The sequence below is a fragment of the Paraburkholderia sp. SIMBA_054 genome (assembly GCF_046534875.1).
GTDB classification, from domain to species: domain Bacteria; phylum Pseudomonadota; class Gammaproteobacteria; order Burkholderiales; family Burkholderiaceae; genus Paraburkholderia; species Paraburkholderia hospita.
Genome location: NZ_JAWRXV010000045.1, coordinates 33233 through 58570 on the forward strand (window position 1 = coordinate 33233; position 25338 = coordinate 58570).

The 25338-nt window shown below is 63.4% G+C and carries 20 protein-coding genes and 1 pseudogene; 2 read left to right on the top strand and 19 right to left on the bottom strand.

Features of this window, described 5'->3' with window-relative positions; genetic code table 11:
- Positions 1 to 55: 55 nt before the first annotated feature.
- The 11 genes from bioD to SB822_RS38590 form a co-directional block, all read right to left on the bottom strand.
- Positions 56 to 775, bottom strand: a complete 720-nt coding sequence (gene bioD, locus SB822_RS38540) for a dethiobiotin synthase (protein ID WP_007577816.1) — start codon at positions 773 to 775, stop codon at positions 56 to 58.
- On the bottom strand, positions 772 to 1956 hold the full coding sequence (gene bioF, locus SB822_RS38545; protein WP_114220443.1) for an 8-amino-7-oxononanoate synthase: 1185 nt from the start codon (positions 1954 to 1956) through the stop codon (positions 772 to 774). The genes bioD and bioF overlap by 4 nt, the downstream gene beginning before the upstream one ends.
- On the bottom strand, positions 1956 to 3317 hold the full coding sequence (gene bioA / locus SB822_RS38550; RefSeq protein ID WP_035536054.1) for an adenosylmethionine--8-amino-7-oxononanoate transaminase: 1362 nt from the start codon (positions 3315 to 3317) through the stop codon (positions 1956 to 1958). Before bioA ends, bioF begins: the two co-directional genes overlap by 1 nt.
- A gap of 861 nt (positions 3318 to 4178) precedes the next feature.
- On the bottom strand, positions 4179 to 5462 hold the full coding sequence (locus tag SB822_RS38555; RefSeq protein WP_007577811.1) for a dienelactone hydrolase family protein: 1284 nt from the start codon (positions 5460 to 5462) through the stop codon (positions 4179 to 4181).
- Between the two features lie 548 nt (positions 5463 to 6010).
- Positions 6011 to 6457: a YchJ family protein gene (locus SB822_RS38560; protein ID WP_410857088.1), complete on the bottom strand. Its 447-nt coding sequence runs from the start codon at positions 6455 to 6457 to the stop codon at positions 6011 to 6013.
- Between the two features lie 18 nt (positions 6458 to 6475).
- Positions 6476 to 7606, bottom strand: coding sequence for an acyl-CoA dehydrogenase family protein (locus SB822_RS38565; RefSeq protein ID WP_410857089.1), 1131 nt, complete (start codon positions 7604 to 7606; stop codon positions 6476 to 6478).
- Between the two features lie 36 nt (positions 7607 to 7642).
- A complete protein-coding gene (locus tag SB822_RS38570) occupies positions 7643 to 8320 on the bottom strand; it encodes an SDR family oxidoreductase (protein WP_410857090.1) in 678 nt (225 codons plus the stop codon).
- A 61-nt stretch (positions 8321 to 8381) separates the two neighbouring features.
- Positions 8382 to 9572: an acetyl-CoA C-acetyltransferase gene (locus tag SB822_RS38575; protein ID WP_410857091.1), complete on the bottom strand. Its 1191-nt coding sequence runs from the start codon at positions 9570 to 9572 to the stop codon at positions 8382 to 8384.
- Positions 9565 to 10341 (bottom strand): carbonate dehydratase, encoded by a 777-nt coding sequence (gene can / locus SB822_RS38580; protein ID WP_007577800.1) that lies wholly within the window; start codon positions 10339 to 10341, stop codon positions 9565 to 9567. The genes SB822_RS38575 and can overlap by 8 nt, the downstream gene beginning before the upstream one ends.
- Before the next feature lie 60 nt (positions 10342 to 10401).
- The gene (gene aceK / locus SB822_RS38585) at positions 10402 to 12228 is read right to left on the bottom strand and encodes a bifunctional isocitrate dehydrogenase kinase/phosphatase (protein ID WP_410857092.1); all 1827 of its coding nucleotides are present in this window, start codon (positions 12226 to 12228) and stop codon (positions 10402 to 10404) included.
- Between the two features lie 202 nt (positions 12229 to 12430).
- Positions 12431 to 12874, bottom strand: a complete 444-nt coding sequence (locus SB822_RS38590) for a MerR family transcriptional regulator (RefSeq protein WP_410857093.1) — start codon at positions 12872 to 12874, stop codon at positions 12431 to 12433.
- A 188-nt stretch (positions 12875 to 13062) separates the two neighbouring features.
- Here SB822_RS38590 and SB822_RS38595 point away from each other — a divergent pair, with 188 nt between their 5' ends.
- Positions 13063 to 14142 carry an MBL fold metallo-hydrolase gene (locus tag SB822_RS38595; protein ID WP_410857094.1) on the top strand — a complete coding sequence of 360 codons (1080 nt, stop codon included), beginning with the start codon at positions 13063 to 13065 and terminating at the stop codon, positions 14140 to 14142.
- Between the two features lie 240 nt (positions 14143 to 14382).
- Here SB822_RS38595 and SB822_RS38600 read toward each other — a convergent pair whose 3' ends face one another.
- The 6 genes from SB822_RS38600 to argS form a co-directional block, all read right to left on the bottom strand.
- Complete coding sequence (locus SB822_RS38600) at positions 14383 to 15981, bottom strand: ABC transporter substrate-binding protein (protein ID WP_410857095.1); 1599 nt, start codon at positions 15979 to 15981, stop codon at positions 14383 to 14385.
- A gap of 233 nt (positions 15982 to 16214) precedes the next feature.
- Positions 16215 to 17027, bottom strand: a complete 813-nt coding sequence (locus tag SB822_RS38605) for a helical backbone metal receptor (protein ID WP_410857096.1) — start codon at positions 17025 to 17027, stop codon at positions 16215 to 16217.
- Between the two features lie 3 nt (positions 17028 to 17030).
- On the bottom strand, positions 17031 to 17801 hold the full coding sequence (locus tag SB822_RS38610; protein WP_086918050.1) for an SDR family oxidoreductase: 771 nt from the start codon (positions 17799 to 17801) through the stop codon (positions 17031 to 17033).
- Positions 17802 to 17820: 19 nt separating this feature from the next.
- Positions 17821 to 18459: a thiol:disulfide interchange protein DsbA/DsbL gene (locus SB822_RS38615; RefSeq protein ID WP_042306407.1), complete on the bottom strand. Its 639-nt coding sequence runs from the start codon at positions 18457 to 18459 to the stop codon at positions 17821 to 17823.
- Positions 18460 to 18610: 151 nt separating this feature from the next.
- Positions 18611 to 19402 carry an SPOR domain-containing protein gene (locus SB822_RS38620; protein ID WP_007577783.1) on the bottom strand — a complete coding sequence of 264 codons (792 nt, stop codon included), beginning with the start codon at positions 19400 to 19402 and terminating at the stop codon, positions 18611 to 18613.
- A 101-nt stretch (positions 19403 to 19503) separates the two neighbouring features.
- Positions 19504 to 21288 (bottom strand): arginine--tRNA ligase, encoded by a 1785-nt coding sequence (gene argS / locus SB822_RS38625; RefSeq protein ID WP_410857097.1) that lies wholly within the window; start codon positions 21286 to 21288, stop codon positions 19504 to 19506.
- 427 nt (positions 21289 to 21715) lie between these two features.
- Here argS and SB822_RS38630 point away from each other — a divergent pair, with 427 nt between their 5' ends.
- Entirely contained in the window at positions 21716 to 22042 is a 327-nt protein-coding gene (locus SB822_RS38630; protein WP_007577775.1) for a DUF1840 domain-containing protein, read from the top strand.
- Between the two features lie 186 nt (positions 22043 to 22228).
- On the opposite strand, the gene SB822_RS38635 is transcribed toward SB822_RS38630, so the two are convergent.
- Both SB822_RS38635 and metH read right to left on the bottom strand, forming a co-directional pair.
- On the bottom strand, positions 22229 to 22429 hold the full coding sequence (locus SB822_RS38635; protein WP_007577774.1) for a hypothetical protein: 201 nt from the start codon (positions 22427 to 22429) through the stop codon (positions 22229 to 22231).
- Positions 22430 to 22608: 179 nt separating this feature from the next.
- Positions 22609 to 25338 (bottom strand): annotated as a pseudogene (metH, locus tag SB822_RS38640) (methionine synthase); the annotation flags it as partial.

Below are 25338 nucleotides of genomic sequence, written 5' to 3' on the forward strand. Positions count from 1 at the left end.
TTTGATTTTTTGAAGGCTTTTAACGGGCGAGAGGCCAGCAGCGAGCGGCGCGCGGCTAGCGCTGCGCGGCACGCAGCGTCTGCAGCAGCCGGTTGGTGTCGAGATGCGTCGCGGCGATATCCGCCGACGCGGGGCTCAGATGCGGCACGATGCCGAGCAACGGCGCGCCGTACTGCCGGTCGAGCCGGTCGCGTAGCGCCGCGATGTTTTCGTCGGGGAACAGCATCTCCGGGTCGACGCGGTTCGCGACCCAGCCGGCAATCGGCAGGCCGCGCGCGGCGATCGCTTCCGCCGTCAACAGCGCGTGGCTGATGCAGCCCAGTCGCATGCCGACGACCAGCACCACAGGCAGATTCAATGCGAACGCGAGATCGGCAGTGTCGTGCGCGTCGGTGAGCGGCACGCGAAAGCCACCGACGCCTTCCACGACGACGACATCGGCCATTTGCAGCGCCGCGTTATGCGCGTCGACGACGCGCGTCATGTCGAGCATCACGTTTTCGAGCGCGGCGGCGATATGCGGCGCTGCCGGTTCCCTGAGCATGAACGGCGTTCGAATCTCAGGCGGCAACAGCACATTGGCGGCAGCGTCGAGCTGATCGGCGTCTTCGTTGTGCAGCACGCCGTCCACCAGCGACGCGCCCGCCGCGATCGGCTTCATCGCAGCTGCGCGCAGTCCTTCGCGTGCGAAGCCGCGCAGCAGCGCTGCCGAAACCAGGGTCTTGCCGATTTCCGTATCGGTGCCCGTGACGAAGAGGGACAGTGCGTTGGTCATGCCGCCGCCTCCGCCGTCTTCATCAGCGCGGTTTCGAGCAGGTCGAGATCGTTGTGCGAATGCGCGGCCGACAGCGAGATGCGCAGACGCGACGTGCCTTCGGGCACGGTCGGCGGACGGATCGCAGGCACCCACAGATTCGCGCGATCGAGCGTGGCGGCTATTTCGAGCGTCGCGTCGTTCGCGCCGATGATGAGCGGCTGCACGGCAGTGTGCGAATCGACAGGCAGCCACGGCGTGCGCTTCAGCATGTCGCGCGTGCGCCCGATCAGCGCACGCAGATGCGTACGCCGGTGCTCACCCTCGTCGCCGCCGATGATGCGCAGGCTCGCGGACACGGCATGCGCCGCCGACGGCACCGACGCCGTCGTGAAGATATACGGACGCGCGCGCTGCACCAGCCATTCGATCACCGTCTCATGCGCGACGACGAACGCGCCCGACACGCCAGCAGCCTTGCCGAGCGTACCGATGGAGATCAGATGCGGCGAGCGCAGCGCGGCCTCTGCGATCGCGCCGCGACCTTGCGGGCCCAGCACGCCGAAGCCGTGCGCATCGTCGACGACGAGCCATGCGCCGTGTTTCTCCGCAAGTTCGACGAGACGCGCGAGCGGCGCGATATCGCCGTCCATGCTGAAGACGGTGTCGGTGACGATCAGCTTCACGGCGGCGTCCGACGCTTCGAGCATCGCGCTCAACGCTTCGGCATCCGCGTGCGGATAGATCTGGATGTCGGCACGCGAAAGCCGCGCGCCGTCGATCAGCGATGCGTGATTGAGCGAATCGGAGAACAGCGTCGTGCCACGGCCCGCGAGCGCCGTGAGCGTCGCGAGGTTCGCCATATAGCCGGTGCTGAAATACAGCGCGCGCGGATTGTCGACGAAGCCGCCCGCGAATTCGGCGAGGTCGTCTTCGAGTTGCGCGTGCGCGCGGGAATGGCCGCCGAGCAGATGCGAGCCGCCGCTGCCCGCGCCGTAGCGGCGCGCGCCTTCCGCGATCGCCGCGACGAGCAGCGGATGCGCGGCGAGGCCAAGATAGTCGTTGCTCGCAAAGCCGATGATGTTGCGGCCGTCGACGGTCATATGCGCGGAGCACGGCGAGTCGACCGTGCGGCGACGGCGGCGCAGGCCGCGTGCGTCGATGTCCTGTAATCCTTGTTCGAGCGTTTCAAGCAACTGCATCAGCGCGCCTCCGTCAATGTCGCATCGAAGGCGGCCAGCGTGCGCCCGGCGAGCAGCGCGATTTCTTCGTCGTCGAGAATGTACGGCGGCATCAGATACACGGTCGTGCCGATCGGGCGCAGCAGCAGTTCGCGCTGCAACGCGTTTTCGAAGAAGCGGCGCGAGAAAGTCTTCGCGGCATTGGCATCGTCGATAACGGCATCGAATGCGATGATCGTGCCGCGTTGGCGCAGATTGCGCACCTGCGCGTGTTGCGCGAGCGGTTCGAGCGCGGCGCGCAGTGCCGCCGATTTCTTTTCGTTCGCAACGAGCACGTTGTCGCTGGCGAACAGGTCGAGGGTGGCGAGCGCCGCGCGGCACGCGAGCGGATTGCCCGTGTACGAATGCGAATGCAGAAAGCCGCGCGTGGTGTCGTCGTCGTAGAAGGCGGCGAAGATTTCGTCGCGCGACAGCACGATCGACAGCGGCAGATAGCCGCCGCTGATGCCCTTCGACAGACACAGGAAATCCGGCCACACGCCGGCCTGTTCACATGCGAAGAACGTACCCGTGCGTCCGCAGCCAACGGCGATCTCATCGGCGATCAGATGGACGCCATAGCGGTCGCACAGCGCGCGCAAGCCTGCGATATACGACGCGTCGTGCATCGCCATGCCCGCCGCGCATTGCACGAGCGGCTCGACGATCAGCGCGGCGATGTTATCGGCACGCGATTCGAACAGCGAGCGCACATCGGCGAGCGCGCGCTGCGCGACGTCGGCGGCCGTTTCGCCTTCACGCGCAAAACGCGCGTCGGGCGACGCGACGACATGCGCGTTGCGGATCAGCGGATCGTAGGCGTCCTTGAAAAGCGCGACATCGGTGACGCCGAGCGCGCCGATCGTCTCGCCGTGGTAGCTGTTCGCGACACAGACGAACTCGCGTTTGTAGTCGTAGCCGCGATTGCGCCACGAATGGAAGCTCATCTTCAGCGCGATTTCGACAGCCGACGCGCCGTCCGACGCGAAGAACGCGTGACCCAGCGTGTTCTGCGTGAGCGCGCTCAGACGCTCGGCGAGTTCGATCGCGGGTTCGTGCGTGCAGCCGGCTAGCATCGCGTGCTCCAGCGTGTCGAGCTGATCTTTCAGCGCCGCGTTGATGCGCGGGTTCGCGTGGCCGAACAGGTTTACCCACCACGAACTGATCGCGTCGAGATAACGGTGTCCGGCGCGATCGTAAAGCCACGCGCCGGCGCCGCGCGATATGGGCACGAGCGGAAAGCGCTCGTGATGCTTCATCTGTGTACAGGGATGCCACACAGCGCGCAGGCTGCGGGCGATCCAGTCTTCGTTTGCCTGTGTATTCAAAACTGCTCCGGGCATGAACCGGGCAGAGCGCGGCGTTGGGGGCGCGGCGCGTCGTGCGGGTCGGTCATGCAAATGCTGCTGGCGAATCGGGACGGTTGACGTCCACCTGGAATCCGGCGACGGGAAGCGTGAGTGGCAGCGCGTCGGAGACGGCGACTGCGGGCGTTTTCCGTGGCGTCGGATTGGCTGCCGCGACGATGCGCTGCAAAGGCTCGCAGTGCCTCCGCAGCACGCTTTTTTGCGACAGCGGAGGTGAGATTAGCGCGAACTCCGCTGCGATGCACTACCTGAAAATCCCGTGTTTTCAAGGGCCTGCGTGCGATTTCTGGTGGTTCGCGACAGCTCGCGCCTGTTCGTTTTCAAAGACGGCAGATGGCCGTAGATGACGACGGCAAAGTCATGGGTCCCCTGTGAAAAAATTCTGGCCGTGTGTCGGCGTTTTCAGGGCTGTATCGGGGAGCGCATGCGGTGGGGGCTGTGTTAGCCGTTCTGTCGAGTGCGTACTGGGCGTGCGGGCGCAGGCAAGCGAAGGACACAGGCAAAGGGCGCAAGGGAGGTGCAGGGGGCGCGCGTCTACGGCGCGATGGATGCGGGGCTCGATAAGCTCAAGTGCTATCTGGCGACACGTGCAGGCCGGACTGACAAAGATCGCGCACGCCAGCGTGACGATCGGTCGGAAAGCTTGATCACGCGCCGGTTTCGACGGCCGGGCACGAAGCGAAGCGGCAATGAACTGCGTCAAGCAGTTCCTGCGCAAACGGATTCAGGTGCGGTGGGATGTGCGAGCGCGCAGGACGCAGTGGCGGCGCGTGCTCTAAAAGCGGCGGGATCAGGAAGTTTTGCCCGTCGCGCTATACGCAACGGGCGGCGAGAGAATCAGCGGCTAGCCAGCGCGGGCTTGCTGTCGTTCTTCGAAGGGGAGTCGGCGTCGGCCGTTTGAGTTGCACCGTCTTTCCACACGACGGCATCGTTTACCGCGTAGAGGTGGCACGGGTCCGCGCTCTGCTTCTGGCAATTGGCGACGGCCACCGACATCGGATCGTCGCCGCCCTCTGCCCACGACCATGCGCCCGAATCGGACACCGCGAACGCGCGGCTCGGATACTGATGCAGGAAGTTACGGTAGCCGGCGCGGCCAGCTTCGTCGACGAACGGCACGGAGTCGACGGCATCGATCGACGCGAAATGCGTCGCCTTCGGTTGCGTCGGCTCGGCAACGCGGTACTGGACACCCGTCGGCATGCCGACGCGTGCGAGGAACGCTTCGACGGACGGCCACCAGACTTGCACGCCGTCGCGATCGCCGACCAGACGGTGCGCGTCATTCTTGTACGAGCCGAAATCGACCATTTTCGCGGTCGCGCCCTTGCCCTGCGCGTTATCGGTATACGCGGCGTACATCTGCGAAACGAGTGTGGACGGCCAGATCGAGTCGTTGTCGCCGTACAGCCACAGCGACGGCACATGTGTCTTTTCGCCGTACGTGCCGAAGGCGTGCGTCAGATTGCCTTGCCAGTCGGTGCAGGCGTCCTGGCGCAGGCCGCCGGAGAAATTGATCAGCCCGCGCACGCCGGACGCGGCGTTCGTGCCGTAGGCAATCGTCGCGAGGCCGCCGTGCGAGGTGCCCGCCACGACGATGTGCTTCGCGTCCACGTAGCTTTGCTTCGACATGTAGTCGACGGTCGTCGCGACGTCGGCGGCCTGGCTCATGCCGTTGCGCGTCACATCGCAGCCATCCTGCACATAGGTGCCGCCCGAATCGGCAAAGCCCTGGCGGTTCGGCGCGACCACGACGTAGCCGCGGCGCACGAATTCGCGCGCCAGCGACACGGGATCGCTGCGCGTCTGCATGCGCGGATCGCCGTGAATCTTGCCGTGGTTGAACACGACCATCGGGAACGGGCCCGGACCTTCGGGCTTGTAGATGGTCGTTTCGAGGGCGACATCGCCGTCGGCGGCGACGGGAATGCGGACAATCTGTTCGCTCAGCTTGACGACGGGCAGGTAGCCGTCTTCATCGAGCGCGAGGCGCTGCACTTGCGCGCGGCCGAGCGGGCCGGCCTCGACGTCCGTGAGCGGGTCCGCGTGCGCGGTCGTCACGGCGCTGGCCACGAAGGCCGCCGAGATCGCACATACCGTCAGAACTTTGCTGAACACCATCCGCAACACCTGCTCTCAAAAGCGCCTGAACCTTCCCTACGGTTGCCCGCAGAACTGATTTCGGTACGGTGACACGCCAAAACAAGGTCAAAAAAATCACGTACGGTGCGTTGTTCACGCACTCAGACAGATCAAGACCGCATTGGAATGAACCGAAGCCGGTCGACGCGACCCCACGCGTCGAAGTGAGCGCCTCGCGATGCCCCTGATCGCTTGCCCGCTGAAGAGTCAGCAGGCGGTGCGTCTGGACATCCTGCGGGAGCGGTGGACCGCCACCTCGCAACGGAGCGCTGCAACATCTGTAGCCTCATCCTGGCACGACAATTTATATTTGTGCAATTCAGTACAAACCCCTTGCGGCACGAATTTCCTTTTGTCAGATGTGCACGAAGCCGTTTGGGGCGGGTTTCGGCGGCAATTCGGAAAGAATCGGTAATTGAGGGACGTGGCGCCCACCCAACACGTTGATTTTCTTACAGAAATGGCCCTTATTTGAGATATGTAAGGGATGCTTGATACGTTGTTGCAGCGCAACCGGAACGCGAGCGTCAGCGATCGCTTACATCGCCATCGACGTAACGCCAATGCCCATCTTCGCCTCTGATAAAACGGCTGGATTCATGCAGCCGATGCGCTCGTCCGCCCACCTTGTAGCGGGCGACGAATTCCACTTCGGCGTGCGTAGCGTCGAGCGGCGTGAAGCGTTTGATCTGTAGACCCAGCCAGCGATGCGCGGCGGCTGCGCTCGGGTCGGCGTCAAGATCGGCGGGGCAGGTTTGCGGTGCCCATGTATCGCGCAAATATTGGGATTCGCCGAGCGCGTAGGCGCTATAGCGGGAGCGCATCAGTTCGAGCGCGGTCGGCGCGGCCGCGCCGCCGTCGATGAACCGGCCGCAGCAATCCGCGAAACGCGGCGGTTTGTCGGAGTCGCGCCGGTTCGGCGCGGCGCCGCCGCAAGGGCAATCGGTGGGACGTTGTTTTGCTGATGCAGTCATGAAAGATTGAGAAGAGATTCAGCTCAGTCCGCGCGCGATGAGAATCTTTTGGATATCGCTGGTGCCTTCGTAGATCTGGCAGACGCGAACATCGCGATAAATGCGTTCGACGGGAAAGTCGCTCAGATAGCCGTAGCCGCCGTGAATCTGCAGTGCGGCCGAACAGATGCGCTCCGCAGCCTCGGAGGCGAACAGTTTGGCCATGGCCGCTTCCGTCAGACACGGCTGGCCCGCGTCCTTCAGCGATGCTGCGTGCCAGATCAACTGGCGCGCCGCTTCGAGTTGCGTCGCCATGTCGGCGAGACGGAACTGCACGGCCTGGTGCGCGAAGAGCGGCTGTCCGAAGCTTTCACGCTCCTTTGCGTACGCGAGGGCCGCTTCGAACGCCGCGCGCGCCATGCCGACGCTCTGAGCAGCAATGCCGATGCGCCCGCCTTCGAGCCCCGACAGCGCGATCCGGTAGCCTTCGCCTTCCGCGCCGATCAGGTTGGCGGCGGGAACGCGGCAATTGTCGAAGACGATCTGCGCGGTATCGGACGAATGCTGCCCGAGCTTTTCCTCTAACCGCGCGACGACGTAGCCGGGCGTGTCCGTCGGCACGACGAACGCGCTGATGCCGCGCTTGCCGGCGCTTTTGTCCGTAACAGCCATGACGATCGCGACATTGCCGTTCTTGCCGCTTGTGATGAACTGCTTGACGCCGTTGAGCACGTAAAAGTCGCCGTCGCGGGTGGCAGTGGTGCGCAACGCCGAGGCATCCGACCCCGCTTGTGGTTCGGTGAGGCAGAACGCGCCGAGCATTTCGCCGCGCGCGAGCGGCGTGAGCCAGTCGCGTTTCTGCTGCTCGTTGCCATACGTCAGAAGAATGCTGCATACGGGGCAATTGTTGACCGAGATCGCCGTCGACGTGCCGCCGTCGCCCGCCGCGATCTCTTCGAGTATCAGCGCGAGCGCGAGCGCATCGAGTCCGGCGCCGCCGTATTCCTCCGGCACGAGCACGCCGTACGCGCCGAGTTCGGCGAGCTGGCGATGCACGTCGGCGGGAAACTTACGGTCGCGGTCCCATTGCGCCGCATTCGGCGTCACGGCGTCGCGCACGAAAGTGCGCACCGCGTCGCGGATCATCAGGTGGTCCTGATCGAGCAACATGCGGGTGTCTCCTGATTATTTGTGTGATGTTTGCCGTTACCAGTCGATCGCCGTGCCGTCGTACTGGAAGAACCGGCCGTGAAAGAGATGCGGCGTGCTCGACGCCTGCGCCAGCACTTCGCGCATGCCGCGCACGCTATGTGCGGGATCGACGGCGGCCGATGCGCCGCCCATGTCGGTGCGCACCCAGCCGGGATGCAGCGACACGCAGGTGGCGTGGCGCGTCTGCAGCGACGTCACTTTCAGCACGTCGTTGAGCGCCGCCTTGCTCGCGCGATACAGCCAGCCCGTCGTTCCCGTCGCCTCGCTGATGCTGCCCATGCGGCTCGACAGGACGGCCAGCACGCCGCGCGCGTCTTCGACGAGCGGCAGCAGAACCGGGATCAGCTGCATCGGCCCGCGCACGTTGGTCGTCATCACGAAGTCGAAGTCGTCGGCGGTGACGGTTTCTACGCCTTCCGTCTGCGGCCCGTACACGCCCGACACGATCACGGCGGCATCGAGCCGCTCGCCGTCCAGCTTCCAGCCGAGCGCGGCAATGTCCTCGGGTGCCGCGACATCGAGCGAAAACGCTTCGGCACCGAGCGCAACGAGTTCACCGAGCGACGCCTCGTCGCGCGCGGTGGCGAGCACACGCCAGCCATCGTGCCGATACTGCTTCACGAACTCGCGTCCAATGCCGCGCGACGCGCCTACGATCAACACTGTCTTCATGAGATGTCCTGTCGTGTCTCGTTGCGCGCAGGCCGCCGCGCGCCGCCATTCGAACGATGCGTCAGACCAGCTCGACGCCCATCGCCGTCGCTTCGCCGCCGCCGATGCACAGGCTCGCGACGCCGCGTTTCAGGCCACGTTTTTTCAGCGCCCCGATCAGTGTGACGAGAATACGCGCGCCCGATGCGCCGATCGGGTGTCCGAGGGCGCACGCGCCGCCGTTCACGTTGACCTTGTCGTGCGGCAGGTCGTGCTCTTTCATTGCGGCCATCGTGACGACGGCGAATGCCTCGTTGATTTCATACAGATCGACGTCTTGCGCTTTCCAGCCGTTCTTGTCGAACAGCTTGCGGATCGCGCCGACGGGCGCCGTGGTGAACTTCGCCGGTTCCTGCGCGAAAGTGGCATGGCCGACGACGCGCGCGAGCGGCATCACGCCTAGCTTCTTCGCCGTCGATTCCCGCATCATCACGAGCGCGGCCGCGCCGTCGCTGATCGACGACGAGTTCGCGGCCGTCACCGTGCCCGTTTTGCTGAACGCGGGCTTGAGCGTCGGAATCTTGTCGAGATTCGCCTTGAACGGCTGTTCGTCGCGCTCGACCGTGACGCTGCCTTTCTTGCCTTCGATCGTAACGGGTGCGATTTCCCACGCGAACGAGCCGTCTTCATTGGCGCGCTTCGCGCGCGTCAGTGACTCGATGGCGAACTTGTCCTGCGACTCACGTGTGAAATCGTACGAACCTGCGCACTCTTCGGCGAACGTGCCCATCAGACGGCCTTTCTCGTAGGCGTCTTCGAGACCGTCGAGGAACATGTGGTCCATCACCTGGCTGTGGCCCATGCGCATGCCGCCACGCGCCTTCGGCAGCAGGTACGGCGCGTTCGTCATGCTCTCCATGCCGCCCGCGACGATCACGTCGACGGAGCCGGCCGTGAGCATGTCGTGCGCGAACATCGCCGCGCGCATGCCGGAGCCGCACATCTTGTTGACGGTCGTCGAGCCCGTCGACAGCGGCAGGCCCGCGCCGAGCGCCGCCTGACGCGCGGGCGCCTGGCCCTGGCCCGCGGGCAGCACGCAGCCCATCACGGCTTCCTCGACCTGTTCGGGCTTCAAGCCCGCGCGTTCGACGGCTGCCTTGATCGCGATTGCGCCGAGCTGCGGCGCCGTCAGCGACGCGAACTCGCCCTGGAACGCGGCCATCGGCGTACGCGCGACGGAAACGATGACCACAGCATCTTTTGTCTCACTCATGTTTCATCTCCTTGATAACACCGTGAACGACAGCGGCCACGTCGCCGAGCTTTTCGGCGTCGGCGGCGACCATGTCGTTGTCAGCCGTGTGCGCGCGGTTCGCGGAAACGGCCGCGACGCAACTGGTGTAGGTCTCCTCCAGCCTCGACGGATCTTTGATCGTCATGCCGAGATCGCGCACGCGGCCGTCATGGACGCCATACACCCAACCGTGAATGGTGAGGTCCTGGCCGCGCGCCCATGCGTCGTTGACGATTGTCGTGCGGCACACGTTGACGACCTGTTCGATCGTATTCAGTTCGACGAGGCGGCGATGCCGCGCTTCGCCCATCGGCCATTCTTCGAGCAGCGCAGCGTGCTTCGAGCGCACGTCCTGCACGTGATGCAGCCAGTTGTCGGCGAGACCGACGCGCCGGCCGTGCAGCGCCGCACCGACGCCCGAGCAGCCATAGTGGCCGACGACCATGATGTGCTTGATCTTCAGCAGATCGACGGCGAACTGGACCACGGACAGACAGTTGAGGTCCGAGTGCACGACGACGTTCGCGATATTGCGGTGAACGAACACTTCGCCCGGCGGCAGGCCGATGATCTCGTTGGCGGGCACGCGCGAATCCGCGCAGCCGATCCACAGATACTCAGGCGCCTGCTGATGCGCGAGCCGCGAGAAAAACTCAGGGTCCTGTTCGAGCTTGTGCGAGACCCAGGCATCGTTGTTCGCAAACAGATGCGCGAGGGGATGTTCAGTAGCAGAAGCGTTCGTAGTCATGATTCGTTCCGACGTAAATCTGGTTGTTTGATGTTGTTCGATCGTGGACGGCGTGCGCTTTCATGCTGCGCGCACCGTCGGCTTGGTGGATGCATTGGCGGCGTGGTCCTGATCCGCTGCGAACCGTTCCGGATAGCGCACGGAAAAACGCAGGCTACCGTCGTACGGATAGAAGTCGGGCAACTCACCTCGGAGAATGTGATCCTTGTGCTTTTGCCAGAGCGCAGGGTCGAAGAAATCCGCGTGATGCTTGAGAAAATATTCGCGCACGCGCGTGTCGCCGAGCAAAAACGTGTTGTACGTCTCCGGAAAAATGTCATGCGCACCGACCGTGTACCACGGCTCGCCCGACATCTCGTCTTCCTCGTTGCGCGGCGGCGGCACCGCGCGCACATTGCAATCGGTGAGGTATTCGATCTCGTCGTAGTCGTAGAACACGACGCGTCCGTGCCGCGTGACGCCGAAGTTCTTGTACAGCATGTCGCCGGGAAAGATGTTTGCCTGCATCAGTTCTTTCACCGCGTTGCCGTACTCGCGGATGCCGTGCTCGACGTCGGCGTCCGTGCCGTTCTGCAGGAAAATGTTGAGCGGCACCATGCGCCGCTCGATATACAGATGCCTGATGACGAGATTATCGCCTTCGTATTCGAGCATCGACGGCGCTTCCTTTTCGAGCTCGCGAATGAGCGCGTGATCGAGGCGCGACAGCGGCAACGCGACGCTCGAATATTCGAGCGTGTCGGCCATGCGTCCCAGACGGTCATGGCGTTTGACGAGCTGATACTTGCCCACCACCTGCGCGCGCGTCGTTTCTTTCGGCGGCGGGAATGAATCTTTGATCAGCTTGAACACGTACGGAAACGACGGCAGCGTGAACACGAGCATCACCATGCCCTTGATGCCGGGCGCGATGATGAACCGGTCGCTCGAATGCCTCAGATGCTGCAGCAGATCGCGATAGAAAAGGTTCTTGCCCTGCTTCTGCAAGCCCACCGACGTATAGATTTCCGCCTTCGGCTTGCCGAGCAGAATGCTGCCGAGAAATTCGACGTACGCGGACGGTACTTCGATATCGACGAGGAAGTACGAGTGCGCGAAGCTGAAAATGATCAGCAGCTGATCGCGCTTGCAAAGCAGCGCATCGATTGCGAGCAGGCCCGGCTTCACGTGATGGATCGGCAATGCGAACGGCACCATCATGTCGCCGTTGATGATACGCCCGATGATGTATGCCGCCTTGTTGCGAAAGAACAGCGACGACAGCACGTGAATCTGGAAATTGGGCGCCTCGTTGAAGGTGCCGAAGTTGTCGTGCAGCGCCTGAATCACACATTCGACGTCGCGCGGCAGGTTTTCGAACGGCGGGTTGAACTGGAAGTTCGTGACGATGCGCTCCAGCGTGACGGCGAGGCCGTCCCTGCCGGGGTAATACGCACGATACGTCGGCTTCGCTGCCGGCTCGTCGTTCTCGATGTACTCGGTCGAAATCGCGGGCCGCACGAAGATGAAATCATTGTTGAAGTACGAGCGATGCAGGATCTGACAGCACACCGAATTGAAGAACGTCTCCGCGCATTCGGGCTGGCGGTGCGACGTCAAAAGTCCGATGTAGTGCAGCTTGATCTGCTGCCAGACTTCGTCGTCGATGCTCTCGGCGTCGTATTCGTCCTCGAGCTTTTCGATGCACTCGCGTACGCGCTCGTCATACGACGTGATCCGGTCGCGCGCGAGTTTCTGCAGGCCGTGCCAGTCGGCGGTTTCGAACAGGTCTTTCGCGTGGATCGCCGCTTCGCGGAAGATCCGGTAATGCCGGTCGAACCCCGCGAGCAGCGTCTCCGCGACGTCGAAGCCGATCTGTGACGATAGCAGTTTGGGAAAGTGATTCATGTCGACCGTGCATTCGTTCAATGTCGCGAAGACCCCTGCGATTGTATCGCCCGGGTGAGCTTGCGAGACGCCTTCAGGCCTTTTGAGCGCGGCGTCGACGCATTGCCGTTTGAAGCGTGTTGCATGGCGTTCGGCGCATCTTCACGCAACGCCGCGCCAACTGTCGTGTTTGGCGTCCGATCTTCCGATCAGGTTTCTTCTTTCAATCTGTCTTGGTGCCTTCGTGCGCGAGTTTGTCTGCCTCGCTGTAACCGTCGCCGCGCGTGCCGAGTTCGAGCAACGCGCGCGCCTGCGCTTCATATTGCGCGAGGTCTTCGAGCGTCGCGTTGAGGTCTTCGCGCTGACGCTCCAGCACTTCGCGATGCCGAACCACCGTCGCGAGGAACGCCTGCAACTGCGGTTGGGTATCCGTCGGCGAATCGTACAGGTCGAGCAGATCGCGAATCTCCGACAACGTGAACCCCAGACGCTTGCCACGCAGCGTCAGCCGCAGCCGCGTGCGGTCGCGGCCCGAGTACACGCGGCGCAATCCGCTCGACCCTTCGCGGCTCGGTGAGAGTAAACCCTGGTCTTCGTAGAAGCGGATCGCACGCGGTGTCACGTCGAATTCGCGGGCCAGTTCGGTAATCGTGTATTGGGTGTTCATCGTTGGGTCTGGGTCGGCCTGTCCGGTCTGTCCTGATGGACGGGCACAAAAGCGGATTGAACGCTAGAATCGACGTTTACGTTATCGTCAACCTGAACAAAGCGCAACCACGCGCACGGCCGCTTCATGCAACCCGATTTGCAACCGACCATGCAACCGACCGTGCCGCCGACGAAGGAAACCTTACGATGAATGCTCTCGAACACCAGCTCGACTATCCGTTCGCCGACCAGATGCCCGCCGCCGGCACGACGCGGGAAGTCGCGCCGGGCGTCTACTGGCTGCGCATGCCGTTGCCGTTCGCGCTCGATCACATCAACCTCTGGTTGCTGCGCGACGAGATCGACGGGCAGAAGGGCTGGACGATCGTCGATTGCGGGATCGCTTCGGACGAGATCAAGGCGAACTGGGAAACGCTGTTCGACACGGCGCTCGAAGGCTTGCCCGTGCTGCGCGTGATCGTCACGCATTGTCATCCGGATCACCTCGGTCTCGCGAACTGGCTGTGTGAGGGCGGCGAGAAGAAGCGCTGGAACGTGCGTCTGTGGATCTCGCTCGGCGAGTACATGCTGGGCCGCGTGATGGCGGCCGGCGACGGCTCGAACGCAGGCGGCGAGGGCGCGGCGCGGCACTTTGCGCGGCATGGACTAAGCGACGAGACCTCGCTCGACAAGCTGCGCAACCGCAAGAGCTATTACGCGAACCTCGTTCCTTCGGTGCCGGGCCAATACCGGCGCATGCGCGACGGCGATGCGCTGTCGATCGGCGGGCGCACGTGGCGAGTCGTGACGGGCTTCGGTCATTCGCCGGAGCATTGCGCGCTGCACGCGGAAGCCGATGGCGTGCTGATTTCCGGCGATATGGTGTTGCCGCGCATTTCGACGAACGTATCGGTGTTCGACATCGAGCCGGAAAGCAATCCTCTGGCGCTGTATCTCGGTTCGCTTGGCCGTTATGAAACGATGGCGCCGGATACGCTCGTGCTGCCATCGCATGGCAAGCCGTTTCGGGGGCTGCATACGCGTATTGGACAGCTGCGCGATCACCACGCGGCGCGGCTGGCGGAAGTGCGTGAGGCCTGCGCCCAGAAGCCGTGTAGCGCGGCGGATATCGTCCCCATCATGTTCAAACGGGAACTCGATATTCACCAGATGACGTTTGCGATGGGCGAAGCGCTCGCGCATTTGCATCTGCTGTGGCTTCAGGGGGAATTGAAGCGGGTGCAGGGTGGGGATGGGGTGATTCGGTTTGAGGGTGAGGCTAGATAAGGCGTTTCCGTCGCGCGGTGAGCGCCAGGCCCGGATATGAATCCACGCTTCTGCCGACACACCTCGGAAAGGACCTGGAAATCACCCCGTTCGCAACAAAGTCAAAGTAAAGCCGTTTAAATTTGATTCTATTGTGAAAAAGTTCGGCGCACGCGACTGACCCACTTCGTCGCCTCAAACAAAAAGCCCGGCCGCATCTCGCAGGCCGGGCTTTTCTCATAGCTCAAAACGCAGCGCAGCTTACTGCACCACCACCGCCCCAAAATTCTGGCGCCCAAACGGACTGACGTGATACCCGCTCACGTTCGTCCGCGTGATAGCGGCCGCCGTCGGATACCCAAGCGGAATCCACAGCGCAGCATCGTGAATGATCTGCTGCGCGGCTTCATACGCTTTCGTGCGCTTGCCCTGATCCGCCGTCTCCTTGCCCTGCGCGATCAGTTTGTCGAGCTCCGGGTCGCAATAACGCGCGAAGTTGATCCCCGACTTCACCGCATTGCAGCTAAAGAGCGGCGACAGATAGTTGTCCGGGTCGCCGTTGTCGCCGGCCCAGCCCATGAACAGCGTGTCGTGCTGTCCCTGCTTGGCCTGCTTGATCAACTCGCCCCATTCGATCACCTTCACCTCGGCCTTCACGCCGATCTTCGCGAAGTCCGCCTGCAGCATTTCCGCGCCCGCCTTCGGATTCGGATTCAGCACGCTGCCGTTCGGACGCACCCAGATCGTTGTTTCGAAGCCGTTCGGATAGCCCGCTTCGGCGAGCAGCTTCTTGGCCTTCTCGGCGTCGTATGGCCACGGCTTGACGGCCTTGTCGTAGCTCCACGTATTCGGCGGATACGGATTGTTCGCGGGCGTCGCCGTGTTGTCGAACACGGCTTTCAGGTACGACGTGCGGTCGAACGCCATGTTCAGCGCCGCGCGCACCTTCTGGTTATCGAGCGGCTTCTTCTGCGTGTTCAGCGCGACGAATGCCGTCATGAACGCGGGCGTCTGCACGACGGCGAGCGACTTGTCCTGCTTCGCGTCGGCGACATCCTGCGGCTTCGGTGACAGCGCAATCTGGCATTCGCCGGCTTTCACCTTTTGCGCGCGCACAGCGGCGTCGGGCGTGATCGCGTAGATCAGACGGTCGATCTTCGGCTTCGCGCCCCAGTAGCTCGGGTTCACGTCATAGCGGATGATCGAATCCTTCGTGTAGCCCTTCAGCACGAACGGACCCGTGCCGATCGGCTTCGCGTTCAGGTCGGTCTGTTTGCCCGCCTTCAGCAACTGGTCCGCGTATTCGGCCGAATAGATCGACGCGAAGCCCATCGTCAGGATCGACACGAAGGTCGCGTTCGGCTCGTTCAGCTCGAACTTCACCGTGTTGTCGTCGACCTTCGACACCGCCTTGATCAGCTTCACGAGACCCATCGACTGCGCGTGCGGAAAGCCGCTCGCGCCTGCGACCTTGTGCCACGGGTTGTTGTCGTCGAGCATGCGGGTGAACGTGAAGACGACGTCATCGGCGTTCAGCGCGCGCGTGGGCTTGAAATAGTCGGTGGTCTGGAACTGCACGTTCGGGCGCAGATGGAACGTGTACGTGAGGCCGTCGGTGCTGACGTCCCACTTGTCGGCGAGCGACGGCACAACCTTCTTCGCCGCTTCGTCGTACGACACGAGCGAATTGAAAATCACATCCGCCGATGCATTGGTCGTGACGAGCGAGTTGTACTGGACGACGTCGAAGCCGTCCGGGCTCGATTCCGTGCAAACGGTGAGCGGCTTCGCGACGGCCAGCGCGGGCGCGGTGGCGAGGGCCGTCACCGTCGCGGCGGCGGCAAGCAACTTGAAACGCATAAGATCTCCCGGGATTTCGAATTGTTCGTGGCGGGGCGGCGTCGTGCATTTGCAGCTCACTACGCGCGCTCCGGGCGGGTGCTTTCACGCAAACTGATTCTGATACGGTTTCGGTGCAGGCGCAGTGCCTCACATCAGTACGTCATTCGTCGCCGGCTCTGGCGCAAGCTTATCGAACGCTTTCAGCAGCGACAACAATTGAATCCGCATATCCATATGGCGGCGGATACGCGCTAACGGCTGGCGTAGTCCAGAAGATACGCGATGCCGTCGATCGCACGCGAGCCGTACCACGACACCATCTCGCCGTCGATCAGCCCGATCCGTTTGCCCGCGAGGCGCGCGTCCTGCTCGAGCGCATCGCAATGTTGCTGCGTGAAGCGATACGGCTCGCTCGAAAGCAACACGCGGTCGGCTTGGGCGAGCCACGCGGCATCCAGATCGAACGAAGGATAACGCGCCGCGCCTGTCTCGCCGCCGCGCACATCGGGCAGCGTCTGCCAGTTCACGAGGCGCAGCATTGCTGAGATATAGGTGTCGCGTGCGACGGTCATCCACGGCTCGCGCCAGATCGCATAGAGCACGTTCTGCTGCGGCCATTCGCGCGATGCGCATGCGTCCAGTTGCGTCTGAAGCTGTGCGCCCAACGCGCGCGCTTCGTCGTCGCGATCGAAAATCGCGCCGAGCAGCGCATACAGAGCGAAGTTGTCCTCGGGCGTCAAAGGATGCGTGACGACGACATGCGGCACGAACTCGCGCAACTGCTCGACGGTCTCGCGCTCGTTCTCGTCGATATTGACGATGACATGTGTGGGTTGCAGCGCCTGCACGGCGTCGATCTTCACGGCTTTCGTGCCGCCGACTTTCGGCACACGGCGCACCTTGTCGCGCGGATGCACGCAAAAGCCTGTGCGCCCGACGATCTGCGCATCCAGCTTCAAAGCAAAGAGAAGTTCGGTGATGCTCGGCACCAGCGATACGATGCGCGCGCCGCGTTCCGCTTTCGCGTGTTCGACACCGGCTGCATCGACGACACGCGTGCGCATGATCTACTGCGCGGCGCGCGGCTTGCGCGGAGCCTTTTCGAAGACGGCGTCGTAGAGCCAGCGAGGCGCGACGTGCAGCAGCATCGACACGAGGCGCATTTGCCACGGGAAGGTCGCGAAGCGTTTCTTGCGCGCGATCGCATCGGCGACTTTTGCGGCGAAGCGGTCCGCGTCCATCAGGAAGGGCATCGCGTACGGATTGTGCGCCGTCATCGGCGTGCGGATATAGCCCGGCGCGATCGTCACGACCGATACGCCGAACGGCCGCATCTCGACGCGCAGCGCTTCCAGATACTTCGCCGCCGCCGATTTCGACGCGCTATATGCGCCCGAACCCGGCAGGCCGCGCACGCCGGCGACGCTCGCAATGCCGACGAGGGCGCCCTTGCGCGCGTCGATCATCGCCTGCGCGAATGGCTCGAACGTCGCGACCATGCCGAAGTAGTTGATGTCCATCACATCGCGGAACGTTTGCAGATCGCCGTGGCCTGTCACGGCGCCGCGGCTGATGCCCGCGTTCGCGATCACGATGTCGGGGCAGCCATGCTCCGCGATGAACTGCTGCGCGGCCTGCGCGAGCGCCTCCGCGTCCCGTACGTCGACGGAATACACGGAGATTGCGTTCTGGGGATGGGACTGCTGGAAGTCGGCGAGCGCGTCGCCGCGACGGGCGACGAGGCCGAGAATCGCGCCGCGCCGCGCATAGTCGGCGGCGAGCGCTTCACCTATGCCACTGGACGCGCCGGTGATGAAAACCTTCAGTGGTGAACTCATGCGGCGCGTGCGGGCTGAATTACATCTTCTTGGCGCGAACCTGCGCGACCAGATAGTCGAGCACCTGAATCGTGCCCGGCAGGCTGTTGGTCTGCGCCGGACCCGTTTCGTACTTGCCCTGCACGGCGAGCGTCGGCACGCCGTCGATCTTGAAGTCTTCGAGCAGCTTCTTGTCGCGCTGGATCGCGCTCTGCGTCGAGAACGAGTTGTACGCGTCCATGAACTTCTTCGGATCGACGCCCTTGGTCTTGAGGAATTTGGCCTGGTCTTCCGGCGTCAGCAGATAGTTCTTGTTGACGTGGATCTCGTGGAAGATGTCCGGCGTGAGCTGATTGGCGAGGCCGAGCGCGTCGACCGCGTGATAGAGCTTCGAGTGCGGGATGAAGTCGTCGCGGAACGCAACGGGCACGCGCTTGAACACGACGTCCGGGCCTTGCTTCTTGACCCACGCTTCGAGATACGGGTCGAACTCGTTGCAGTGCGGGCAGCCGTACCACATGAACTCGATGACTTCGATCTTGCCGGCAGGCGCTTCAACGGGCTGCGGCGTGGACAGCACGGTGTAGTCCTTGCCGGCGACGGGCGCGGCGGGCGCCGCTTGTACCGCGCTCGCGACGAGACCGATCGAGAGGAAAAGAATGCTGAGCAGTTTTTTCATGTCTTGTGAACCCAATCAGGGAAAGTAACGGTGGCCGGCTTGTTGCGCGCCGCGACCGCTACGGTTTCGACGGCAGGCTGCCGCACCTGAGACTTGCGCCGCGCGCTGAAGGTTCAGCGGCGGCGCATGACAATGCATTACCGAATGTGAATCACTGCTTGGTGAAGCGGATCACGGCTGTATCGACGCCCGCATCCGAAAGACGCTGACGCGTGGTGTTCATGTCCTCGAACTTCGAGAACGGGCCGATACGCACGCGATAGTACGTCACACCGCCCGCATCGCGCTGCGTGACCTTCGATTCGAAGCCCTGGAACGCGAGGCGCGCGCGCTGCTGTTCGGCGTCGGCGGACGTCTTGTAGGCGCCGACCTGCAGCAGATAGCCGGTGTTCGCGTCGTTGGCGGCGGGCGGCGTGGCGTTGGCGTTCGGCGTCGAGCCGGCCTTGGGCGGCTGCGTCGGCGCGTTGTTGGCTGTCGTGGTGGGCGCGCTGGTCGGGCTCGGCGCCTTCTTCGGCGGAATGGCTGCCGTGGTCGTGCCGTTGTTTGCGCCGTTGTCCTGCGCGGGCTTCGGCGCGACGGCGACGCCGTTGTTCGACGGCGGCACTTCGACGATCTGCGGCTCTTCGAGCATGCCCGACGTCTGCGTCTGGTTCGTGGTCTGGCCTGGCGCAGTGTTGGGCGGCGCGGGTTGCGCGGCTTGCGGCACCGGCTGGCCGGGCGTCTTGCCCTGCAGCGGACGGTTCGGGTCGTATTGCGGCTGGCTTGCGCCGCTATCGGACGCAGCGGGCGGCGCGACCTTCGCGACGAACGGCGTAGGCGCGCGCGTGATGTAAAGCGCCACCACCACCGCGATGGCCAGGCCGACGATCAGGCCCAGCACGATACCGAGAAAAGTGCCCCCGGTTTGTTTTGACTGCTTTGTAGTGCGGCGTGGTTTTGCCATCGTCTAATTCACCTGCAAAAGGAAATCTGGAATGACCGTCGATTATAACGACGGTCATCCGGCTATCGTCCCGATTAAATCGCAATTAAAACGCGGAGAGATTACATTTTTGCGGGTGCCGACACACCGATCACAGCGAGGCCGTTCGCCAGCACCTGGCGCGTCGCCGAGAGCAGCGCGATGCGCGCATTGCGCGGTGCTTCGTCGTCGACCAGAACGCGTTCGGCATTGTAGAACGAGTGAAATTCGCCCGCGAGGTCGCGCAGATAGAACGCGACGGCATGCGGCGCGAGTTCGTCGGCGGCGTGCGTGAGCATGTCGGGGTATTCGGCGAGCTTCTGCAGCAGCGCCATCGCGCGCTCGCTGTCGAGCGGCGACAGATCGACCGACGGCAGCACCGCTTCATCGGCACCGTAGCGCGACTTCCATTCGTTGATCACCGAGCAGATGCGCGCGTGCGCGTACTGCACGTAGTACACCGGGTTCTCGTCGTTCTGCTTGAGCGCGAGATCGACGTCGAACACGAACTCCGTGTCGGCCTTGCGCGAGATCAAAAAGAAGCGCACGGCGTCGCGGCCGCGGCGGATCGTCTCTTCGTCGAGCAGATCGGGCGAGGCCTCCTGGCCCGGCACGGCGCCGCCCGACCATTCGATCAGATCGCGCACCGTTACATAGCTGCCCGCGCGCTTCGAGATCTTCACTTCCTGGCCGTCGCGCATCACGGTGACCATCTTGTGCAGCACGTAGTCGGGATAGCCCTTCGGAATGCCGACGCCGAGACCCTGCAGCCCGGCGCGCACGCGCGCGATCGTGCCGTGGTGGTCCGAGCCCTGGATGTTGATGACCTTCGTGAAGCCGCGCTCCCACTTCGTCTCGTGATACGCGACGTCGGGCACGAAGTACGTGTACGTGCCGTCGGACTTGCGCATCACGCGGTCCTTGTCGTCGCCGTCGTCGGTGGTGCGCAGCCACAGCGCGCCTTCCTGCTCGTAAGTCTTGCCCGCCGCGATCAGCTCGTTCACGGTCTTCTCGACGCGGCCTTCCTTGTACAGCGACGATTCGAGGTAATACTGGTCGAACTTCACGCCGAACGCCTGCAGGTCCATATCCTGCTCATGACGCAGATACGCGACGGCGAAACGGCGGATCGCATCGAGGTCTTCGACGTCGCCCGCGCCCTTGACGGGTTCGCCGTCGCTGGCCGACACGGTCTCGCCGTTCAGATAGTCGCGCGCGATATCGGCGATGTATTCGCCGTTGTATGCGGCTTCCGGCCAGCCTGCGTCGCCCGGCTTCAGGCCACGGGCGCGCGCCTGCGTCGAGATGGCGAGATTGCCGATCTGCACGCCGGCGTCGTTGTAGTAGAACTCGCGATGTACGTCATAGCCTTGGGACGCGAGCACGTTCGACGTCGCATCGCCGAGCGCGGCCTGGCGGCCGTGGCCGACGTGCAGCGGGCCGGTCGGATTGGCCGAGACGAACTCGACCAGCACGTGCTTGCCTGCGTCGCGCTGCGAGCGGCCGAAGGTTTCGCGCTGCTCGAACACGGCGGCGATCACGGCCTGCTTGGAAGCCGCCGACACACGCAGGTTGATGAAGCCGGGACCCGCCACTTCGGCGCTATCGACGAGGCCTTTGGCGAGCGGATGCGCGAGCAGCGCATCGACGATCTGCTGCGCGAGCTGGCGCGGGTTCGCACGCAGCGGCTTGGCGAGCTGCATCGCGACGTTGCACGCGACGTCGCCGTGCGCGGCGACCTTCGGCCGTTCGAGCGTGATGGCGGGCGCGATGAACGCGGCTTCGGATTCACCTTGCGTCGCCTGGGCGACCTGCTTGACCACGTCGGTCAACAGGGTTTCGAGAGTGTGTTTGTGTGCAGGCAGCATGCTTGTTGCGAGTCCAGTGAGGCAGTCCGATGAAGCGGGGCAGCGCCGCGAACGGCGTGATGCAAGGCCGTCGACGGCGTGGAAAGCGCTTGAGCGCCCGATCCGCGGCGCCCGCGCGACGCTGCGGCGGCGCGGCAGGCGGCTAACGTTTCGTGGCGCGGGCCGTGGCGACAGTCTGCAACACGCGCAGCTGCGACGCAGCGCAGCGTGCCCGGCCGCACGGCAGCGAGCTTTTTCCGTCAATGTCGGATTTTAGCAGGTGCTAATATGTCCAATGAGATGCCCAGCAAGGGCCGTGGCCGCCAGCCTGCCGTCAACTGACAGGCGGGCGTGTCAACGGAACCCGTGCGGCTGGCTGTTGCGATGTCGCGAGTATCCTGCGGCCGGCCGCGCGAGAAGCCAACATAACGAAAAGGGAACCGTCATCATGTTGATTACTTTCAAATGCCGCTCCGCCCCCGATGTGGTGATGCTGGAGAATCTCGCTCAATATTTGCTGGGCATCATCGGCAAGCGGCTCGGCGCACGCGGCGTGATCGCTCACGACGAACTGGGCGTGGTGATCTCGAAGCTCGAAGCGGCCATCGTTACCGACAAGCAGGAGCGCGCCGAGCATGAAGGCCACTTCCACGAAGGGGAGGATGGCCACGAGCACCACGAGATTCCGATTGGTCTCGCGCAGCGGGCGTATCCGTTCCTCGACATGCTGCGCGCGGCGCAGAAGGAAAATACGGATATCGTCTGGGGCCTCTGAACGCTGAAGCGAGCTGCCAGCGTGCGTTGAGCGGCGCCCGTTCAGGCGCCTCCGTGGGTTTGATGGCCGCCGCTTTCGTGGTGGTGGCGCAGACCGCGCATCGCGTTCGGTCAGGCCAGTGTGTTGCGCCCAGAAGCAAAAAAGCCCGTCGAACGACGGGCTTTTGCTTTTGCAGCGCCGCGAGCCTTACTGACTCGCGCCTTGCGGCGCAGTCGCGGGAGCGGATGCGCCGTTCTTCTTCTTTTTCGGCTTTTTCACATGCTTGACGGTGGGCGGGGAGTACGAACTCACCGCACTCGATCCGCCCGGCGCCTGAGGCTGAGCCTCGGTGATCGGTGCAATGGCGGCAAGCGATAACGCGGTCAACATCAGCGTCAGCTTCTTCATACGATTTTTCTCCGTTGACGGTTGCAAGTCGTTGAGCCGACGCGTTTTTCCGGTCGCGTCTGGCGGGTCGGCAAGTAATGCCCGCTCAGTCTACAAAGCCGAAAATATTCGCTGTGCTTTCAACTGAAAATATTCAGCCTACGGCCAGCGATATAGTCCTGCCGCCCGGCGTCTGCGTCTTACAGCAACGGCGCGAGCGCGCGTTGGGCATCCGCCTTCGACAGCGACATGCGCTGCGCGTAGTCCTCCAGCTGATCCTGGCCGATCTTGCCGACCGAGAAATACGTGCTGTCGGGATGCGCGAGGTAGAAGCCGGAGACGCTCGCAGCGGGCAGCATCGCCAGTGATTCGGTGACACTCATGCCGATCTCGCCTGCTTGCAGGACGTCGAACATGTCGCGCTTGACGAGGTGATCCGGGCACGCCGGATAGCCCGGCGCGGGACGGATGCCGCGATACTTCTCGCCGATCAGATCGTCGTTCGAGAGGGTTTCGCTCTGCGCATAGCCCCACAGGTCGCGGCGCACGCGCGCGTGCATTGCTTCGGCGAACGCTTCCGCGAAGCGGTCGGCGAGCGCCTTCAGCATGATCGCGCTGTAGTCGTCGTGATCCTGCTCGAACTGCTTTTCCTTCACGTCGACGCCGAGGCCCGCCGTGACAGCGAACATGCCGATGTAGTCGGCGACGCCCGAATCCTTCGGCGCAATGAAGTCGGCAAGCGAGCGGTTCGGACGCATCACGCCGTCCACCACGGGGCGCACGCTTTGCTGGCGCACGTTGCGCCACGTCAGCGCGACTTGGCTGCGCGACTCGTCCGTGTAGATTTCGATGTCGTCGTCGTTGACGGTGTTAGCGGGCAGCAGCGCGACCACGCCGTTCGCCGTCAGCCAGCGGCCCTGGATCAGGCGCGCGAGCATCGACTTCGCATCCGAGAACACGCGCCGCGCCGATTCGCCGACGATCTCATCGTTCAGGATCGCGGGATACGGACCGGCAAGATCCCACGTCTGGAAGAACGGGCCCCAGTCGATATAGTTCGCGAGTTCGCTCAGATCGAAATTCTTGAACACGCGCCGGCCGATGAACTTCGGCTTCACCGGCTGATAACCGCTCCAGTCGATCTTCGCCTTGTTCGCGCGCGCTTCTGCGAGCGTAACGAGCGGCAGCGCCTTCTTGTTTGCGTGCTGATCGCGGATGCGGTCGTAGTCTGACTTGAGTTCGTCGAGATACTTCGTCGCGCCTTCGTCCGACAACAGGTTCGACGCAACCGACACCGAGCGCGACGCATCCGGCACGTACACGACAGGGCCTTCGTAGTGCGGCGCGATTTTCACGGCCGTGTGCACACGCGAAGTCGTCGCGCCGCCGATCAGCAGCGGAATCTTCTTCACGCGGAAGTAGTCGTCGCGCTGCATTTCCGACGCGACGTAGGCCATTTCTTCGAGCGACGGCGTGATCAACCCCGACAGCCCGATGATGTCCGCGCCTTCGACTTTCGCCTTCGCGAGAATCTCGTTGCACGGGACCATCACGCCCATGTTGACCACTTCGAAGTTATTGCACTGAAGCACCACGGAGACAATGTTCTTGCCGATATCGTGCACGTCGCCCTTCACGGTCGCGATGACGATCTTGCCTTTCGCGCGCACGTCGCCGCCCGCTTCGGCAAGCTGGCGCTTCTCTTCTTCGATGAACGGAATCAGGTGAGCGACGGCCTGCTTCATCACGCGCGCCGACTTCACGACTTGCGGCAGGAACATCTTCCCCTGACCGAACAGATCGCCGACGACGTTCATGCCGTCCATCAGCGGGCCCTCGATCACGTTGATCGGGCGGCCGCCGCCGTCCATGATCTTGGCGCGTGCTTCTTCCGTGTCTTCGACGATGAAGTTCGTGATGCCGAGCACGAGCGCATGCGCGAGACGTTTCTCGACAGGCTGATTGCGCCATTCGAGGTTCTCTTCTTTCTTCGCTGCGCCCGTCTTGAACTTGTCGGCGCTTTCGAGCAGACGGTCCGTGGAATCATCGCGGCGGTTCAGCACGACGTCTTCGACGCGCTCACGCAGATCGGTGTCGAGGTCCGCGTACACGCCCAACTGGCCCGCGTTGACGATGCCCATGTCCATACCCGCCTGAATCGCGTGGTAAAGGAACACGGTGTGAATTGCTTCGCGCACCGGGTCATTACCGCGAAACGAGAACGACACGTTCGACACGCCGCCGCTCACCTTCGCGTACGGCAGGTTCTGCTTGATCCAGCGCGTTGCATTGATGAAGTCGACGGCGTAGTTGTTGTGCTCTTCGATACCCGTTGCAATCGCGAAGATGTTCGGGTCGAAGATGATGTCTTCGGGCGGGAAGCCAACTTCATTGACGAGAATGTCGTACGAGCGCTTGCAGATTTCCGTCTTGCGCTTGTACGTGTCGGCCTGGCCTTGCTCGTCGAACGCCATCACGACGGCCGCCGCGCCGTAGCGGCGAATCAGGTTCGCGTGATGGCGGAAGCTCTCTTTGCCTTCCTTCAGCGAGATCGAGTTGACGATCGCCTTGCCTTGCACGCACTTCAGGCCCGCTTCGATCACCTCCCACTTCGACGAGTCGATCATGATCGGCACGCGCGCGATGTCCGGCTCCGACGCGATCAGATTCATGAAGCGCACCATCGCCGCTTTCGAATCGAGCATCGCTTCGTCCATATTGACGTCGATGACCTGCGCGCCGTTCTCGACCTGCTGGCGCGCGACGGCCAGCGCTTCGTCGAACTGGCCGTTCAGAATCATCCGCGCGAATGCCTTCGAGCCCGTCACGTTGGTGCGTTCGCCAACGTTGATGAAGAGCGTCCCCGAAGTGACGTTGAACGGCTCCAGGCCGGAAAGGCGCATCGTGTGATCGGTCATGGTTCGTGTGCG

Excerpts from the sequence above, each read along its gene's own strand:
- bioD (WP_007577816.1), bottom strand. The coding sequence starts at position 775 with ATGACCAACGCACTGTCCCTCTTCGTCACGGGCACCGATACGGAAATC.
- bioF (WP_114220443.1), bottom strand. The coding sequence starts at position 1,956 with ATGCAGTTGCTTGAAACGCTCGAACAAGGATTACAGGACATCGACGCA.
- bioA (WP_035536054.1), bottom strand. The coding sequence starts at position 3,317 with ATGCCCGGAGCAGTTTTGAATACACAGGCAAACGAAGACTGGATCGCC.
- SB822_RS38555 (WP_007577811.1), bottom strand. The coding sequence starts at position 5,462 with ATGGTGTTCAGCAAAGTTCTGACGGTATGTGCGATCTCGGCGGCCTTC.
- SB822_RS38560 (WP_410857088.1), bottom strand. The coding sequence starts at position 6,457 with ATGACTGCATCAGCAAAACAACGTCCCACCGATTGCCCTTGCGGCGGC.
- SB822_RS38565 (WP_410857089.1), bottom strand. The coding sequence starts at position 7,606 with ATGTTGCTCGATCAGGACCACCTGATGATCCGCGACGCGGTGCGCACT.
- SB822_RS38570 (WP_410857090.1), bottom strand. The coding sequence starts at position 8,320 with ATGAAGACAGTGTTGATCGTAGGCGCGTCGCGCGGCATTGGACGCGAG.
- SB822_RS38575 (WP_410857091.1), bottom strand. The coding sequence starts at position 9,572 with ATGAGTGAGACAAAAGATGCTGTGGTCATCGTTTCCGTCGCGCGTACG.
- can (WP_007577800.1), bottom strand. The coding sequence starts at position 10,341 with ATGACTACGAACGCTTCTGCTACTGAACATCCCCTCGCGCATCTGTTT.
- aceK (WP_410857092.1), bottom strand. The coding sequence starts at position 12,228 with ATGAATCACTTTCCCAAACTGCTATCGTCACAGATCGGCTTCGACGTC.
- SB822_RS38590 (WP_410857093.1), bottom strand. The coding sequence starts at position 12,874 with ATGAACACCCAATACACGATTACCGAACTGGCCCGCGAATTCGACGTG.
- SB822_RS38595 (WP_410857094.1), top strand. The coding sequence starts at position 13,063 with ATGAATGCTCTCGAACACCAGCTCGACTATCCGTTCGCCGACCAGATG.
- SB822_RS38600 (WP_410857095.1), bottom strand. The coding sequence starts at position 15,981 with ATGCGTTTCAAGTTGCTTGCCGCCGCCGCGACGGTGACGGCCCTCGCC.
- SB822_RS38605 (WP_410857096.1), bottom strand. The coding sequence starts at position 17,027 with ATGCGCACGCGTGTCGTCGATGCAGCCGGTGTCGAACACGCGAAAGCG.
- SB822_RS38610 (WP_086918050.1), bottom strand. The coding sequence starts at position 17,801 with ATGAGTTCACCACTGAAGGTTTTCATCACCGGCGCGTCCAGTGGCATA.
- SB822_RS38615 (WP_042306407.1), bottom strand. The coding sequence starts at position 18,459 with ATGAAAAAACTGCTCAGCATTCTTTTCCTCTCGATCGGTCTCGTCGCG.
- SB822_RS38620 (WP_007577783.1), bottom strand. The coding sequence starts at position 19,402 with ATGGCAAAACCACGCCGCACTACAAAGCAGTCAAAACAAACCGGGGGC.
- argS (WP_410857097.1), bottom strand. The coding sequence starts at position 21,288 with ATGCTGCCTGCACACAAACACACTCTCGAAACCCTGTTGACCGACGTG.
- SB822_RS38630 (WP_007577775.1), top strand. The coding sequence starts at position 21,716 with ATGTTGATTACTTTCAAATGCCGCTCCGCCCCCGATGTGGTGATGCTG.
- SB822_RS38635 (WP_007577774.1), bottom strand. The coding sequence starts at position 22,429 with ATGAAGAAGCTGACGCTGATGTTGACCGCGTTATCGCTTGCCGCCATT.